This window comes from Streptomyces sp. NBC_01244, assembly GCF_035987325.1.
Lineage (GTDB): Bacteria > Actinomycetota > Actinomycetes > Streptomycetales > Streptomycetaceae > Streptomyces.
This window is the reverse complement of sequence record NZ_CP108488.1, coordinates 6,443,049-6,459,344: the sequence shown is the minus strand read 5'-3', so window position 1 is coordinate 6,459,344 and position 16,296 is coordinate 6,443,049. Positions and strand designations below refer to the sequence as shown.

The following is a 16,296-nucleotide window of genomic DNA, read 5'->3' as shown; positions in this document are numbered from 1 at the left end:
GGGGCTATCGCTACGGGCGGCCGGAAACGTACGCTTGGAAGTGGATCACGTGCGCGTCGCGCATCGATCCGATTACCGGACAGTCGCAGGGAAAACCGTCCAAAGCCCTTTACTCCATAGGACGTTCCTACGAGTTATGGGCTTGTTTGATTGGTCTGTAGTCGCCGTGCCTCGGCCACTCCTACGGTGTGCCATGTGCACTCCAGCCCCCCTTTCAATGCCCCCGCCGCGCGTCGTCTCCGCGCTGCCCTGGGCATGGCTCCCGGTCATGTCGCCTATGGCCTGCGCGCCCAGTACGGACTGCTCGTCACTCCCGAGACCGTGATGGCGTGGGAGCGTGGCGAGATTTCGCCCACCTCCCCCGAACTCACCGCCCTGGCCGGCGTGCTCTGGTGTTCCCCCGGCGAGCTGCTCGCGGAGCCCGTCACCCTGCGGGAGCACCGCATCGCCCGGGGCCTGGCCGCCGAAGACCTGGCCCGCCGGGTCGGTGTGGAGGCGGGTGCGTACCAGAAGATGGAGGACACCGGCCGCTGGAAGGGCAACGAGCGGCAGTCCGCCGCGCTGGCGACGGCCCTGGGGCTGACGCTGGCCCAGTTCGTGACGGCGACCGGCAAGCACGAGGAGCTGGCCGAGCTGCTGCGCAGCGCGGTGACCACGCGCTGGCAGGCGTACGTGAAACCGCTGACCAAGCTGCTTCCGGTGCCGAAGTCGCACCTGGAGCGGGTGCTGGAGCAGCTGCACGCCGAGTACCAGTCCCGGATGGTGGCGACCCTGAGCTGGGGCGGCGGGCAGGGCGAGGCCGGCAGCGGCGACTCGGGACGTGAGTACCTGGGCGAGATCGTGGAGCGGTTCTGGTACCTCGCGGGGGGTGCGTCGTAGGACACATTTCGCCCGCGGGCTCCCTGCGGGAAAGGCCCCGACCGCGTCCGGACGAGGACGCGATCGGGGCCTTTCGGCGCCCGAACTGGGGGCGGGGGTCCCGCTCCGGGGGCCGGTCGGCGGCCCGGATCGGTGACGGAAGTCCCCGCCGGGAAGGTCAGAAGACGGACTCGGCCTCGTACATGCGGTCCTCGGGGACGGTCTTCAGCTCGGTGACGGCGTCGGCCAGCGGGGCCATGACGATGTCGGTGCCGCGCAGGGCGGTCATGTTGCCGAAGTCGCCGCGGTGGACGCCCTCGACCGCGTGCCAGCCGAAGCGGGTCGCGAGGACGCGGTCGTAGGCGGTGGGGGTGCCGCCGCGCTGGACGTGACCGAGGATGACCGGGCGGGCTTCCTTGCCCAGGCGCCGCTCCAGCTCGACGGCGAGGCGGTTGCCGATGCCGGCGAAGCGCTCGTGGCCGTACTGGTCGATCGCGCCCTTCTCGTAGGGCATGGAGCCCTCGCCCGGGTGCGCGCCTTCGGCCACGCAGATGACGGCGAACTTCTTACCGCGGGCGAATCGTTCCTCCACCATCTTGACCAGGGCGTCCACCTCGAAGGGGCGCTCCGGCAGGCAGATGCCGTGGGCGCCGCCGGCCATGCCGGACTCCAGGGCGATCCAGCCCGCGTGCCGGCCCATGACCTCGACGACCATCACGCGCTGGTGCGATTCGGCGGTGGTCTTGAGGCGGTCGATGGCCTCCGTGGCGACCATGACGGCGGTGTCGAAGCCGAAGGTGCGGTCGGTGGAGGAGATGTCGTTGTCGATGGTCTTCGGTACGCCGACGACCGGCATGCCGGCGTCCGACAGCATCCGGGCGGCCGTCAGGGTGCCCTCGCCGCCGATCGGGATCAGGGCGTCGATGCCGTAGCGCTTGGCCAGTTCGACCGCGTTCTCGGCCGCCTCGTGGAGGCGGGCGCGCTCCATGCGGGCCGATCCGAGGATCGTGCCGCCGCGGGCGAGGATGCCGCTGACCGCGTTGATGTCGAGAGGGCGGAAGTTGCCGTCGAGGAGGCCCTTGAAGCCGTCCTCGAAGCCGATGACCTCGTCCCCGTGCCCGACCACGGCACGGTGTACGACCGACCGGATGACAGCGTTCAGGCCCGGGCAGTCGCCGCCTGCGGTGAGAACTCCGATACGCATCGTGCTGTGTCTCCTGCTCCTGGTCGTACCTGGCCGTTCGCGTGCGGGCGCCCGGTCAGGGGACATATGAGGTGCCGTATGAGGTGCCATAGGGGGTGCCCTGTGAGGGCGTATTGATGAAGCCTGTCCGATTGTTCCACGGGCTCCGGGTGAAGCGCGCTCTGTGGCATGCCGCCCCCGGGAGGCCCACAGGGCCTTTCGGCCCCCTCCGGCAGGCCCTTCTCCCGGCGGGCGCCCTAAGGAATCGCAGGGGTATTGTCAAGAGGTCAAGCCCATATTTACTGGGACAACCGACTCGAATTGGGACGGAGAGCACGCGTGACGCGCAGCGTGTACGTGACGGGTATCGAGCGGGGGGACGGCCGCCAGGTCGTCGAGCTGGGCATCATGGAGCTCCTGACCCGCCAGACCGGCCGGGTGGGCGTGTACCGCCCCCTGCTGCACGACGGGCCCGACCGGCTCTTCGACCTGCTCAAGGCCCGGTACCGGATCGACCAGGACTCCGCGACGGCCTACGGCATGGAGTACCACGAGGCCTCCGCCATCCTGGCCGAGAAGGGCACCGACGAACTGGTCTCCCAGCTCGTCGGCCGCTACCAGAAGGTGGCGCGCGACTACGAGGTCATGCTGGTCCTCGGCACCGACTACGCCGACACCAACCTCCCGGACGAGCTCGCGCTCAACGCCCGCCTCGCCAACGAGCTGGGCGCGCTGGTCATCCCCGTCGTGGGCGGCACCAAGCACCCGGCCGAGGCCGTGCGCGCCGAGACCCGCAACGCCTACCGCGCGTACGAGGCCCTGGGCTGCCACGTGGGCGCGATGGTCGTCAACCGGGTGGCCGCCGAGGACCGCGAGGTGATAGCCGAGCGCCTGGCCGCCAGACTGCCCGTGCCCTGCTACGTCCTGCCGGACGACAAGCACCTGTCCGCCCCGACGGTCGCCCAGATCACCCGGGCGCTCGGCGGCGAGGTGCTCCTCGGCGACGAGGCCGGACTGGCCCGCGACGCCCTGGACTTCGTCTTCGGCGGGGCGATGCTGCCGAACTTCCTCAACGCCCTGACCCCCGGCTGCCTGGTCGTCACCCCCGGAGACCGCTCCGACCTGGTCATCGGCGCGCTCGCCGCGCACACCTCCGGCACCCCGCCGATCGCCGGTGTGCTGCTGACGCTGAACGAGCGTCCGGGCAAGGACATCCTGACGCTGGCCTCCAAGCTGGCTCCGGGCACCCCGGTGGTCTCGGTGGCGGGCAACAGCTTCCCGACGGCCGCCGAACTCTTCGCGCTGCAGAGCCGGCTGAACTCCGCGACCCCGCGCAAGCTGGAGACCGCGCTCGGCCTGTTCGAGCGCCACGTGGACACCGCCGAGCTGCGCGAGGTGCTCTCGGTGGCCCGCTCCGAGCGGGTCACGCCGATGATGTTCGAGAACCAGCTGCTGGAGCAGGCCCGGGCCGAGCGCCGCCGCGTGGTCCTCCCCGAGGGCACCGAGGAGCGCGTGCTGCGCGCCGCGGACGTGGTGCTGCGCCGCGGGGTCTGCGACCTCACTTTGCTGGGCGAGGAGCAGGCGATCCTGAAGAAGGCCGCCGACCTGGGCATCGACATCTCGGCCGCCCAGCTCATCGACCCGGCCACCTCCCCGCTGCGGGAACGGTTCGCCGAGTACTACGCCAAGGCCCGCGCCCACAAGGGCATGACGGTCGAGCTGGCCCACGACGTGGTCACCGACGTCAACTACTTCGGCACCCTGATGGTCCAGGAGGGCCTCGCCGACGGCATGGTCTCCGGCTCGGTGCACTCCACCGCCGCCACCATCCGCCCGGCCTTCGAGATCATCAAGACCAAGCCCGACGCGTCCATCGTCTCCTCGGTCTTCTTCATGTGCCTGGCCGACAAGGTCCTCGCCTACGGCGACTGCGCCGTGAACCCGGACCCGAACGCCGAGCAGCTCGCCGACATCGCCGTCCAGTCGGCCACCACCGCCGCCGCCTTCGGCCTGGAGCCGCGGATCGCGATGCTCTCGTACTCCACCGGCACGTCGGGCTCGGGCGCGGACGTGGACAAGGTCCGCAAGGCCACCGAGCTCGTCCGCGAGCAGCGCCCCGACCTGCTGATCGAGGGTCCGATCCAGTACGACGCCGCCGTGGAGCCCTCGGTCGCCGCGACCAAGCTGCCCGAATCCGAGGTGGCCGGCCGCGCGACGGTGCTGATCTTCCCGGACCTCAACACCGGCAACAACACGTACAAGGCCGTGCAGCGCTCGGCCGGCGCCGTGGCGGTCGGCCCCGTCCTGCAGGGCCTGCGCAAGCCGGTCAACGACCTCTCGCGCGGCGCCCTGGTCCAGGACATCGTCACCACCGTGGCCATCACCGCGATCCAGGCGCAGTCCCGGCCCGCGGCCGGCTGAGCCCTCCACCACCGAGCCCCCGAGCCCCCACCGCAAAGGAAAGACCCTCATCGTGACCGCATCGCGCGTACTCGTCCTCAACTCCGGCTCCTCGTCGGTGAAGTACCAGCTGCTCGACATGGCGGACTCCTCCCGCCTCGCGGTCGGCCTGGTGGAGCGCATCGGCGAGGAGACCTCCCGTCTCGTGCACGAGCCGTTGACCGGTCCGGGCGCCGCGGGCGGCAAGCGCGTGACGACCGGTCCGATCGCCGACCACGGGGCGGCGCTGCGGGCCGTCGCGGCGGAGCTCGCCGCCGACGGGCTGGGGCTGGACTCCCCCGAGCTGGCCGCCGTGGGCCACCGGGTGGTGCACGGCGGGACCAAGTTCACCCACCCGACGCTGATCGACGACGCGGTCCTGGCCGAGATCCGCGCCCTGATCCCGCTCGCCCCGCTGCACAACCCGGCGAACGTGACCGGCATCGAGGTGGCGCGGGAGCTGCGCCCCGACCTGCCGCAGGTCGCCGTCTTCGACACGGCCTTCCACTCGACCATGCCGGAGTACGTGGCGCGGTACGCGATCGACGCCGCGACGGCCGACAAGTACTCCATCCGGCGGTACGGGTTCCACGGCACCTCGCACGCCTATGTCGCCCGGGCCACGGCGAAGCTGCTCGGCAAGGCCGAGGAGGACGTGAACGTGATCGTCCTCCACCTGGGCAACGGCGCCTCGGCCTCGGCCGTGCACGGCGGGGTCTGCGTGGAGACCTCCATGGGGCTGACCCCGCTGGAGGGCCTGGTCATGGGCACCCGTTCGGGCGATCTGGACCCGGCCGTCATCTTCCACCTGGCGCGCGTCGGGGGCATGTCCATCGACGAGATCGACTCGCTGCTCAACAAGAAGAGCGGTCTGCTGGGTCTGTGCGGCGACAACGACATGCGCGAGGTGCAGCGGCGGGCGGCGGAGGGCGACGCCTCCGCCCGCTTGGCGCTGGCCTCGTACATCCACCGTCTGAAGAAGTACATCGGCGCCTACTCGGCGGTCCTGGGCCGGGTGGACGCGGTGGCCTTCACGGCGGGCGTGGGCGAGAACTCCTCCGACATCCGGGAGATGGCCCTGGCCGGTCTGGCCGAACTGGGCCTGGCGCTCGACCTGGAGGCGAACTCGGTACGGTCCCCCGAGCCGCGCCTGGTGTCCGCGGAGTACGCACGGGTGGCCGTGGCCGTGGTCCCGACGGACGAGGAACTGGAGATCGCCAGCCAGACGTACGCGCTGGTTACCGGGTAGTCACTTTGGACTTTCCGCCAGACGGAATATTCCGCTACGAAACAAACCGATAGGATCCGCTCCATGCGCCGTTCCAAAATCGTCTGCACGCTGGGCCCCGCCGTCGACTCTTACGAGCAGCTGAAAGCTCTCGTAGAGGCCGGTATGAACGTGGCCCGATTCAACTTCAGCCACGGCTCCCAGGCAGAACACCAGGAGCGGTACGACCGCGTCCGGAAGGTGTCCGAGGACACCGGGCGTGCCGTCGGCGTCCTCGCCGACCTCCAGGGCCCGAAGATCCGCCTGGAGACCTTCGCCGAGGGTCCCGTCGAGCTCGTCCGCGGTGACGAGTTCACCATCACCACCGAGGACGTCCCGGGCGACAAGTCCATCTGCGGCACGACCTACAAGGGTCTGCCGGGCGACGTGTCCAAGGGCGACCAGGTCCTGATCAACGACGGCAACGTCGAGCTCCGGGTGACCGAGGTCGAGGGCCCCCGGGTCAAGACCATCGTCATCGAGGGCGGTGTCATCTCGGACCACAAGGGCATCAACCTGCCGGGTGCCGCCGTCAACGTCCCCGCCCTGTCGGAGAAGGACGTCGACGACCTCCGCTTCGCCCTGCGGATGGGCTGCGACATGGTCGCCCTGTCCTTCGTGCGTGACGCCAACGACGTCAAGGACGTCCACAAGGTCATGGACGAGGAGGGCCGCCGGGTCCCCGTCATCGCCAAGGTCGAGAAGCCCCAGGCCGTCGCCAACATGGAGAGCGTCGTCGCGGCGTTCGACGCGGTCATGGTCGCCCGTGGCGACCTCGCCGTCGAGTACCCGCTCGAGAAGGTCCCGATGGTGCAGAAGCGCCTCGTGGAGATGTGCCGCCGCAACGCCAAGCCGGTGATCGTCGCGACCCAGATGATGGAGTCGATGATCACCAACTCGCGCCCGACGCGCGCGGAGGCCTCCGACGTCGCCAACGCGATCCTCGACGGGGCGGACGCGGTCATGCTGTCCGCCGAGTCCTCGGTCGGCGCCTACCCGATCGAGACCGTCAAGACGATGTCGAAGATCGTCGAGGCGGCCGAGGAGGAGCTCCTGTCCAAGGGCCTGCAGCCGCTGGTCCCGGGCAAGAAGCCCCGCACCCAGGGCGGCTCCGTCGCCCGCGCGGCCTGCGAGATCGCGGACTTCCTGGACGGCAAGGCCCTGGTCGCCTTCACCCACTCCGGTGACACCGCCCGCCGCCTGTCGCGCTACCGCGCGAACCAGCCGATCCTGGCCTTCACCACCGACACCGGCACCCGCAACCAGCTCACGCTGAGCTGGGGCGTCGAGTCCTACGTCGTCCCGCACGTGGACAACACCGACTCCATGGTCGACCTGGTGGACGTGGAGATGCTCAAGCTCAAGCGGTACAACAAGGGCGACACCATGATCATCACCGCCGGCTCGCCCCCCGGCGTCCCCGGCACCACCAACATGGTCCGGGTCCACCACCTGGGCAGCGGCGCCCGCGACTGACCTCGCCGCACCGCTCCACTCGCTCCATCCGTACAGCCTCTGCCGCACAGAGACCGAGGGCGGCACCCCGATCCGATGAGGATCCGGGTGCCGCCCTCGGTGCGTGCGGCCGCGCGAGGCCGTACGCGTCTACTCCTCCGGGCCGATGTAGTTCTTGAGGCCCGGGACGGTCAGGGTGCCGCCGAACTGGCCGGCCTGGACGACCTTGGCGTTCGTGAAGAACGCGAACGGGACGTTCAGGGGCGGCGGGCTCTTCGGGCTGAACTCGATCGGGATGATCCCGAAGAGGTTGCCCTTGAGGCTCTCGGTGTACATCGTCACCTTGGCCCCGCGGATCTTCGAGGTGGACCCCGGACGGGACTTCAGGTGGGCGACGTTCTTGCCCTTGCCGACCGTCTGGTAGAGGTCCTTGATGTCCAGCGAGTCCGCGGTGAACTTCAGGACGGTCTTGGTCTTGCCGCCCGCCGTCTTCACCTCGACGATGCCCTCGTAGTCGAGGCCGTAGAGGGTCAGCAGCGAGCTGTCCAGGTACCAGGGCTCGTCCGGGAGCAGCGGGATGCCCTGCTCCATTTCGGCGTCGGCCAGGGCCTTGGCGTCGTAGGTCGGGCAGGGGAAGGGTTCCTTCCCGTTCTTGCCCTTCGCGCCCTTCCCGCCCTCCGTGGCCGTTTCAGGCTTCGGCTTCGGCTTGGGCTTCGACTTGCCCGTCTCGTCCTTCGGGGTCGCCTTGGTGCCCTTGACCTCCTCGGAGAGCTCCGAGACCGAGACGCCTGCCGTCTTCGCGGCGTCACGGATCGCGGCCGCGGTCGGGTCCGCGGCGGGCGCGGACGCCTTGGTCGCGGTGGCGGTCGGGGCCGGGGCTGCCGGGGTGCCCGCGAGGGGCTTGCCGAGCTCGCCGAACAGACCCTTGAACGCGTCGCCGACGCCGAGCGGGTCCAGCGGGTTCGCCACCTTCGCCGGGGGGACCGCCGCCGGCTTGACGCCGGGCTGCTCGACGGACTTCGACGCCGACGGGCTGGCGCTCGGCGAAGGTACCGTCGTGGGCGACTTGCCCGGTGAGGGCGTCGTCCGCGGAGTCTTGGACGGGGTCTTGGAAGGCTTCTTCGATGCCGACGGGGAGGGCGACTCCGCGGGCTCGTCGGACCGCGTCACGCACGGACCGGGCGCGAAGGGGATGTCCTTGTCGTCGGCCACGGCCAGCTTCGGCGCCATGCTCATGCCGACGAAGACCGCGGTCGGCATGGCGGCCAGCGCCATCGTCTTGCCGACGGGTATCTGGATCTTGGTCAGCAGCGACTTCCTGGGCGCCGCGTGGCGCGGGCCCTTCCTCTCACGGGACTCAGCACCCGGAGCCTCGCCCCGTTGCGTTTCGTCACCCCGCACTGTTCCTCCCGCCATCGGCGTGGGCAGTCGTCTCGCTCGCGTATGCGGTCGTTTCCGTCTCGCGCTGTCCCGGGACCCCGTAGGGGCCCGCCATCGCCTCGGCCTTGCCCAGGTTCACGGCGTGGGCCGGATCTCTGGCGTCCTGCGGGCCTGTCTCGTGCGCCGGCTTGCCCGGCACCCACGACAGTGCGAGGCCTCCGCCGGTCAGGGCGAGGATGATGCCCAGACCGAAACCGCCGAGGTTCGACACCGGGATGGACACCAGTCCCAGCAGGATCGAGGCGACGCCCGCGAAGATCCGTACACCCTGCTGGAACCAGAGCGTCAGCCCCAGCGTGACCAGGAGGACACCGATGATCAGCGAACCGGCACCGGTCGTCGTCGCCATGGCGAGGGTGACATTGCCGAGACGGACGTCCCCGTAGGGGAAGTAGAGGATCGGAGCACCGCTCAGGAGCGTGAACAGACCCGCCCAGAAGGGGCGGTGACCGCTCCACGCGTGGAAGCGGTAGTACACCGCGGTAAGCCAGGCGTCGTCTTCGGCGCGCACGTAAACCGGGGCCTGGGGGTTCATGGACAACAGCTCCCTGGAAACGGGTGGTACTGAGAACTATGTGGAGCCCGGACGGGCGGGCGACGGCGACCACTGCCGTCACCGCCCACCCGTCCGGTTATGCACCGGGAACGACTACTTCTCGTCCTAGTAGCAGGGCTGGTCGCCACCGAGGAGGCGCAGCTTGAGGTCGGGCAGCTTGAAGGTGCCCGCCGTCGTCGCCCACGCCTTCTGGCGCACGTTCGACAGCACCGCGCGGTCCGCACGCTGCGAGAACGCGTACTTGTTGGCGACCGTGCCGGCCTGCGGCTTGGTCTTGTGGGACGGGTCGCCGACCGCGACACCGATGTCCAGGTTGGTGAACTCGGCGTCGGTGTCGAGCTCCGCAACATCCAGGTAGATGTTGTCGGCCACCGCGGGCTTGCCCGCCTTGGTGCCCGTCGTCAGCTTCAGCGTGATGTTGCCGAGCGGCGTCGGGGTGACCAGCGACTGGCACATGTTGGTGATCTCGGCGTGGCTGAACCCGGAGATGGTGACCGGGTGGTGCGCCGGGTTGCCCTTGAGGTCGTGCCCCTCGGCGACGCCGCCGTACTGGATCAGGTCCTTGCCGTCGAGCTTGTCGGCAGAAACCTTGAAGTCCTGGCCCGAGACGCTGAAGGACGCCGCGAGGGCACCCTGCGCCAGACCCACTCCGACCGCCGCCGTGGCAGCGATGCTCGGCACCATGACGAGCGCGAAGCGCTTCCATCTGGTCCCGCCACGAATCTGGGAAATCATGTTCGTTCCTCCTTCTCGGACGTACATCTCCGGTCCGGGCGGTGCCCGTCCTGGGATGGGAGAAGTGCTACGTCCTCGGGAAGGAGCGCGAGCGGCCGAGCCGCGGCAATGCCGCGTCCGTACACCGGCGTTCACCCCCGAGCGACAACCACTTGGCCACGCGTTCGCGCAACCTGGAGGACAGGCCCCGCCGTGTGACGGAGACCCCCCTGTCCCACGGCCGGTGCCACTGCCACCGGCCGGCCCGGTGGGGACCCTCCACCGCGGCTCCGGATGAGCGGCTCTGCGGGAAGGACCGAGCGTCGCCGATCGTGGTCCATTCACGGCCGGGGCACAAGGGGGTTCGTTACTGGCGGGTAACGGCCAGATAACCCGAAGGAGTCCTGCCCCTGTCGGGCAGCAACACAGGGTGTCACCGAGGGCCACGACAGACCGGGGGAAGAGTGAACACACCGGACAGTTCACGGGGTTCGATTTACTGCGAGTAACAGCGGCCGCGATTGCCAAGTTTTGGCAAAGCGCGGCCGTTGTTTATCTCCGTGTCAACAAATCACCGGCATGTGCCGGTGCTGTGTCGGTCCTGTGCCGGTCTAGAACAGCACCCTCGCGAGCGCCGTGCGCGCCGAGGTGACAAGCGGGCTGTCCGGACCGACCACTTCGAACATCTCCAGCAGGCGCACGCGCACCGCGTCCCGGTCGTCACCGAACGTCACCTTCACGGTGTCCACCAGCCGCCCGAAGGCGTCCGCCACGTGACCGCCGGCCAGATCCAGGTCGGCCGCGTCGATCTGCGCCGCCGGGTCGCGCGGGTTCTCGGCCGCCGCGGCGCGCACCGCCTGCGGGTTCATGTCCTTGACCCGGACGAACAGCTCGGTCTGGGCCAGGCCCAGCTTGGCGTCGGTGTTGGAGGGATCGGCCGCGAGCACGTTCTTGTACGCGCGCACCGCCCCGTCCAGGTCGTCGGCGTCCAGCGCCTCGATCGCCTCGTCGAGCAGCGCGTCGTACGGACCGGCCGGCTCCTCGGCCTCCACGGCGCCCGGCCCCGGGGCGGCGGCGCCCTCGGCGCCGGGGTCCACCTCGACGCCGACGACCCCGAAGCGCTCCTCTGCGATCTGGACCAGCTGGGCCAGGACCCCGCGGACCTCGCCCTCGGACGCGAAGTCCTGGAACAGCGGCATCGCCTGGCCTGCGACCACGGCGAAGACGGCCGGGAGGGCCTGGATGCGGAACTCGCGGATCAGGTTCTGGTTGGCCGCGACGTCGAGCGCGGCCAGCGCGAGGCGGCCGTTCGCCTCGATGGTGAGCCGCTCCAGCAGCAGGCTCAGCTCCTGCCCCTGCTCGAAGCCCTCGGCGCGGAAGTCGAGGATGACCGGGACCTCGCCGGAGAGCGGAACCACGTGGCTCTCGAAGCGGGTCTCGTCGGTGTCGAAGACGAGCGCGGACGGCGGAACCGCCCCGGCGGGCGCGGACGCACCGCCCTGAGCGGCCTTCCGGGCCGCGTCGGCGCGGGCCTGCTCCGCCTTGGCCTTGGCCTCGCCGGCCGCCTTCACCGCGGCGAGGTCGACGACGCCGCTCATGGACATGTTTCTGGGCTGCATGCGTACATCCTCCCCCGAGTGCGCGCGCCGACGAAAAAGATCGGCCGAAACGAACCGATCGCGGTACCTGTCGTGCCGTAACCGTCGTGCTGTGGCGCCGGGTCCCCACCTGGCGCCGGTAGCTCTTCGCGTGGTTGTCGCTCTTACGCTACGAGTCGTAGCGTAACTCCCCCCGCCCGCCCCCGCCCCGTGATCTGAACCACACGCCCGGGGGGCCGATCGGCTCTGCTACCGGCGGGTATGGTCTCGGCCATGCGCAACCCCAGCTCGGACACCTCTTGCCCGCCCGGCCGCACCGGCCGCCCGCGCAGCGCCGCGGCGGACGCCGCGATCCTCGCCGCGACCCGGGACGCGCTCGTGGAGCTGGGCTGGTCGAAGCTGACGATGGGGGACGTCTCGGCGCGGGCCGGGGTCGCGAAGACCACCCTCTACCGGCGCTGGTCGGGCAAGAGCGAGCTGGTCGTGGACGCCGTCGCGGAGCTCTTCGACTCCCTCGAACTCCCCGACAGGGGCTCGCTCGAAGCCGACATCGAGTACGTGGTGCTCCAGTTCGCGGCGCTGCTGCGGCGCCCGGAGGCCCGTACCGCCCTGATGGCTGTCGTCGCCGAGTCCACCCGGGACGAGGCCCTGCGGGACCGGATCCGGTCGGCGATCGTGGACCGGCAGAAACGTCTCGTCGTACTGGGGCGCGAACGGGCGCAGGCCCGCGGCGAACTCCCCTACGAGGAGGACGAGTCCCTCGCCTCCCACACCACGGACCTGATCTTCGACGTGATCGCGGGCACGGTGGTCCACCGTGCGCTGGTCAGCTCCGAGCCGGTGGACGAACTGTGGGTGGCCACCTTCACGGCCCTGCTCATGTACGGCCTCCAGGGTTCCGCCGCCGGCCCTTCCGGCCCCGCACCGGCGGAGTGACCACGGCGGGCCGGCCGCCGTCGGACAGGGGCAGGAAGTCCTCGCACCAGGCCGGCGCCGCAGCGATCAGCGCCTCCGAGCGCGGATTGTGGCCCGGCCAGGGCCTCGGGCGCCCCGGCCAGTCGGCCCAGCGCAGGCTGTCGGCCTCCTCCGGCGGCAGCAGGCCGGAGGCCACCAGGGCCGCCCGGCCCGCTTCGAGCCCGGCGAGCCGGTAGCCGTACTCCGAGGAGTCCACCTCGTGGACACGGGCGTCGGTGAGCAGCACCGAGGCCGCCACCCCGTCGAGGCCGCGCACGATGCCCGCACGCACGCAGGAGAGGTACACCCCGGGCAGCCGGCGCTCCGCCGGGACGGCGTTCAGGACCTCCGTCAGCCCGCCCCGGCCCGGCGGCTCGAAGTCTGCGGCGATGTACGCGTACGGCCCGCAGTTGGTCTGCATGAGCACGCGGGCGGTCACCCCGTACACGGGGACGGGGAGGTGGCGGCCTGTCATGGCCGCCACCTTAGAGCGTGTCTTTTGGATCAGGGCGGGGCGTCAGAAGCCCGGCGGCTCCGTGTACGTGCCCCACTCGTCCCGCAGCACGTTGCAGATCTCGCCCATCGTGGCCTCGGCGCGCACCGCGTCCAGCATGGCCGGGATCATGTTCGACCCGTCGCGGGCGGCGGCCAGCATGGCGTCCAGCGCCTCGGTCACCTTCGCGTCGTCCCGGCCGGCCTTGCGCTCCGCGAGCTCGCGGACCTGTACGCGTTCCACCTCGTGGCTGACCCGCAGGATCTCCAGGTCCCCGGTGACCGAGCCGTGGTGGACGTTGACGCCCACGACGCGCTTGTCGCCCTTCTCCACCGAACGCTGGTACTGGAAGGCCGACTCGGCGATCTCCCCGGTGAACCAGCCGTCCTCGATGCCCCGCAGGATGCCCGAGGTGATCGGGCCGATCGGGTGCTGCCCGTTCGGGTGGGCGCGCAGCCCGCGCTCCTTGATCTGCTCGAAGATCTTCTCGGCGTCGGCCTCGATGCGGTCGGTGAGCTGCTCGACGTACCAGGAGCCGCCCAGCGGGTCGGCCACGTTGGCCACGCCCGTCTCCTCCATCAGCACCTGCTGCGTGCGCAGGGCGATCTCGGCGGCCTGCTCGCTCGGCAGCGCGAGGGTCTCGTCGAGGGCGTTGGTGTGGAGCGAGTTGGTGCCGCCGAGGACGGCCGCGAGGGCCTCCACCGCGGTGCGCACGACGTTGTTGTAGGGCTGCTGGGCGGTGAGGGAGACACCGGCCGTCTGGGTGTGGAAGCGCAGCCACATCGTCTTGTCGGACTTCGCCCCGTACACCTCCTTCATCCAGCGGGCCCAGATGCGGCGGGCGGCGCGGAACTTGGCGATCTCCTCGAAGAAGTCGAGGTGCGCGTCGAAGAAGAAGGAGAGCCCGGACGCGAAGTGGTCGACGTCCAGCCCGCGCGAGAGGCCCAGCTCCACGTACCCGAAGCCGTCGGCGAGGGTGTACGCGAGCTCCTGCGCGGCCGTGGCCCCGGCCTCGCGGATGTGGTAGCCGGAGACGGAGAGCGGCTTGTAGTCGGGGATGCCGTTCGCGCAGTACTCCATGAGGTCGCCGATGAGGCGCAGGTGCGGCTCGGGCTCGAAGAGCCATTCCTTCTGGGCGATGTACTCCTTGAAGATGTCGGTCTGGAGCGTCCCGTTCAGGACGGCCGGGTCGACACCCTGGCGTTCGGCGGCCACCAGGTACATGCAGAAGGCGGGGACGGCGGGGCCGCTGATCGTCATGGAGGTGGTCACGTCGCCGAGCGGGATGTCCTTGAAGAGGATCTCCATGTCGGCGGCGGAGTCGATGGCGACCCCGCAGTGGCCGACCTCGCCGAGCGCGCGGGGGTCGTCGGAGTCGCGCCCCATCAGGGTGGGCATGTCGAAGGCCACGGAGAGCCCGCCGCCGCCGGCGGCCAGGATCATCTTGTAGCGCTCGTTGGTCTGCTCGGCGTTGCCGAACCCGGCGAACTGCCGGATGGTCCAGGTCCGCCCCCGGTAGCCGGTGGCGTGCAGGCCGCGGGTGTACGGGTACTCCCCCGGCCAGCCGATGCGCTCGAAGCCCTCGTACGAGTCGCCGGGCCGGGGTCCGTAGACGGGATCGACGGGGTCGCCGGAGAGCGTCGTGAAATCGGCCTCGCGCTTGCGGGCCTTGTCGTACCGGGCCTGCCAGCGACGGCGGCCTTCCTCAATGGCGTCAGCGTCCATGCTCTGAATTTACTAGGACGTCCTAGTAAATGTCGATGGCCAACCCCCGGGGAGTCGCCCCGGGGGCGGGTGGATCATCTGAGGTCAGGCGCGGGCGGCGGCCGGATCGCCGACGACGAGGGGCTCGACCTCGGCGCGGATCTTGCGCTCCACGAAGAACGCGGCGAGCGGGATGGTGCCGGAGACCAGGACCCACAGGAGCTTGCCGAACGGCCACTTGGCCTTGGAGCCCAGGTCGAAGGCGAACACCAGGTAGACCATGAACAGCACACCGTGCGCCTGCGAGACCGCGAAGGTCAGGTCGGCGCCGGTGTCGAAGCCGTACTTCGCCACCATGCAGGCACAGAGGATCAGGAGCATGACCGCGGTCACGTAGGCCATGACGCGGTAGCGGGTCAGCACGCTTCGTTTCATGCCGTCGAGCCTAGCCGTCCGGTTTGCACGATCTTGACGCGGGCCGGGTTGGTGCCCCGCCGCGCGCCCGGGTCAGCCGGAGCCGGGCGGCGGGGCCGGCGCGGGGTTCGGCTCGGGGGCCGGCTGCAGGTTCGACTCCGGGGCCGGCTCGGGGTTCGGCTCCGGACTCGGCTCCGGGTTCCGGAGCGGGGGCCTCGACCAGGGCGCGTCGACGGCGCCGGACTCCGGCCGCAGACCGAGCTCGTGGAGCAGGTTGACCGCCACCATGCCGGTGAACAGCGCGTTCGGGTTGGCCCCGCCGATGCCCAGCTCCGCGACGGCCCCCGCGAACGCGCCCGGCCGGACCCGCGCGCCCTCCCCGGTCAGCCCCAGCGCCACCCCCTGCAGCGCGGTGGCCTGCTCCAGTACGCCTTCCAGGTAGGCCGCCGCTTCGGCACGGCGGCGCACGGCGAAGGTGTGCCCGTCGGTGAGCAGCTCCGCTTCTCCCCGCTCGAAGAGGAGGGCCGCGGAGGCCAGGACGGTCTGGATCTTGAGCTGGTCGGCGTCGGCCATCGCACCACAGGGCCCGTTGCCCTCGTCGGACAGGTGCAGGACGCCGGCGTCCCGCAGGTGCACGATCACGTGCCCGGCGCAGTGGCCCTGGCTGCGCAGCACCCGGACCGCGCCGTCGGCGAAGGTCCAGCCGGTGAACCGCAGCGGACCGATCCGGATCCGCTCCAGCGGCCGTTCCTCGTAGGTCCGGGTCTTCGTGCCCAAGGGCCGCATCGGCCGGAAGAGCGCGACCAGCCCGGCCGCGGTCCGCCCCGGGTCGGGCAGCGCCGCGGCCCCGGCGGCCCGCTCGAAGGCCCGGACCCAGTACTCGCCCGGGTCCCGCATCTGCGGCAGGTCGGGGGCGGGGACCCAGTGCTCCGCCGGTACGCCCAGGCCGTCGGCCAGGTCGTTGTTGCCGACGTGGTCGAGGTGGCCGTGCGTGGTGAGCACCAGGGCCCGGGACCAGGGGCCGACGCGGCCGGTCGCCTCCAGCAGCGCCGTGCGGAAGGCCGTGGTGACACCGGTGTCGACGACCACGAGGGTGTCGCCGACCCGGTGCACGAGGGCATTGGCGACGTCCGGCTGCCCGTGGGCGAGGTCCAGCCCCTGCCCGAGGACCAGCAGGGTCCGGTCGTCGATCTCGATCAGGTCACCGAGCGCGGTCATAGG

Annotated in this window: 14 protein-coding genes; 5 read left to right on the top strand and 9 right to left on the bottom strand. The window is 70.6% G+C overall.

The annotated features are described in order from the left end of the window. Positions 1-255: 255 nt before the first annotated feature. Complete coding sequence (locus OG247_RS29265; RefSeq protein WP_327255010.1) at positions 256-879, top strand: helix-turn-helix domain-containing protein; 624 nt, start codon at positions 256-258, stop codon at positions 877-879. A gap of 157 nt (positions 880-1,036) precedes the next feature. Here OG247_RS29265 and OG247_RS29260 read toward each other — a convergent pair whose 3' ends face one another. Continuing rightward, on the bottom strand, positions 1,037-2,062 hold the full coding sequence (locus OG247_RS29260; RefSeq protein ID WP_243336280.1) for an ATP-dependent 6-phosphofructokinase: 1,026 nt from the start codon (positions 2,060-2,062) through the stop codon (positions 1,037-1,039). A 318-nt stretch (positions 2,063-2,380) separates the two neighbouring features. Here OG247_RS29260 and pta point away from each other — a divergent pair, with 318 nt between their 5' ends. The 3 genes from pta to pyk all read left to right on the top strand — a co-directional run bounded on the left by pta (position 2,381) and on the right by pyk (position 7,223). Then, a complete protein-coding gene (pta, locus tag OG247_RS29255) occupies positions 2,381-4,462 on the top strand; it encodes a phosphate acetyltransferase (RefSeq protein WP_327255009.1) in 2,082 nt (693 codons plus the stop codon). A gap of 52 nt (positions 4,463-4,514) precedes the next feature. Continuing rightward, positions 4,515-5,729 carry an acetate/propionate family kinase gene (locus OG247_RS29250; RefSeq protein WP_327255008.1) on the top strand — a complete coding sequence of 405 codons (1,215 nt, stop codon included), beginning with the start codon at positions 4,515-4,517 and terminating at the stop codon, positions 5,727-5,729. A gap of 63 nt (positions 5,730-5,792) precedes the next feature. After that, positions 5,793-7,223 carry a pyruvate kinase gene (gene pyk / locus OG247_RS29245; protein WP_327255007.1) on the top strand — a complete coding sequence of 477 codons (1,431 nt, stop codon included), beginning with the start codon at positions 5,793-5,795 and terminating at the stop codon, positions 7,221-7,223. Positions 7,224-7,352: 129 nt separating this feature from the next. Here the strand turns inward: pyk and OG247_RS29240 are convergent, their stop codons facing one another. The 4 genes from OG247_RS29240 to OG247_RS29225 form a co-directional block, all read right to left on the bottom strand. Continuing rightward, on the bottom strand, positions 7,353-8,603 hold the full coding sequence (locus OG247_RS29240; RefSeq protein ID WP_327255006.1) for a hypothetical protein: 1,251 nt from the start codon (positions 8,601-8,603) through the stop codon (positions 7,353-7,355). Beyond that, positions 8,593-9,177: a DUF6114 domain-containing protein gene (locus tag OG247_RS29235; RefSeq protein WP_327255005.1), complete on the bottom strand. Its 585-nt coding sequence runs from the start codon at positions 9,175-9,177 to the stop codon at positions 8,593-8,595. The genes OG247_RS29240 and OG247_RS29235 overlap by 11 nt, the downstream gene beginning before the upstream one ends. A gap of 126 nt (positions 9,178-9,303) precedes the next feature. Beyond that, positions 9,304-9,933 (bottom strand): DUF6230 family protein, encoded by a 630-nt coding sequence (locus tag OG247_RS29230; protein ID WP_327255004.1) that lies wholly within the window; start codon positions 9,931-9,933, stop codon positions 9,304-9,306. Positions 9,934-10,523: 590 nt separating this feature from the next. Then, entirely contained in the window at positions 10,524-11,531 is a 1,008-nt protein-coding gene (locus OG247_RS29225; RefSeq protein ID WP_327255003.1) for a tetratricopeptide repeat protein, read from the bottom strand. Between the two features lie 252 nt (positions 11,532-11,783). Here OG247_RS29225 and OG247_RS29220 point away from each other — a divergent pair, with 252 nt between their 5' ends. Beyond that, positions 11,784-12,446: a TetR/AcrR family transcriptional regulator gene (locus OG247_RS29220; protein WP_327255002.1), complete on the top strand. Its 663-nt coding sequence runs from the start codon at positions 11,784-11,786 to the stop codon at positions 12,444-12,446. On the opposite strand, the gene OG247_RS29215 is transcribed toward OG247_RS29220, so the two are convergent. The 4 genes from OG247_RS29215 to OG247_RS29200 all read right to left on the bottom strand — a co-directional run bounded on the left by OG247_RS29215 (position 12,388) and on the right by OG247_RS29200 (position 16,293). Continuing rightward, positions 12,388-12,939 (bottom strand): hypothetical protein, encoded by a 552-nt coding sequence (locus tag OG247_RS29215; RefSeq protein WP_327255001.1) that lies wholly within the window; start codon positions 12,937-12,939, stop codon positions 12,388-12,390. The two genes, OG247_RS29220 and OG247_RS29215, sit on opposite strands and share 59 nt — an antisense overlap. 42 nt (positions 12,940-12,981) lie before the next feature. Then, entirely contained in the window at positions 12,982-14,682 is a 1,701-nt protein-coding gene (locus OG247_RS29210) for an acyl-CoA mutase large subunit family protein (protein WP_327255000.1), read from the bottom strand. Between the two features lie 84 nt (positions 14,683-14,766). Next, positions 14,767-15,096 carry a DUF3817 domain-containing protein gene (locus tag OG247_RS29205; protein WP_327254999.1) on the bottom strand — a complete coding sequence of 110 codons (330 nt, stop codon included), beginning with the start codon at positions 15,094-15,096 and terminating at the stop codon, positions 14,767-14,769. Between the two features lie 72 nt (positions 15,097-15,168). Continuing rightward, the gene (locus OG247_RS29200; RefSeq protein ID WP_327254998.1) at positions 15,169-16,293 is read right to left on the bottom strand and encodes an MBL fold metallo-hydrolase; all 1,125 of its coding nucleotides are present in this window, start codon (positions 16,291-16,293) and stop codon (positions 15,169-15,171) included. Positions 16,294-16,296 lie beyond the last annotated feature (3 nt).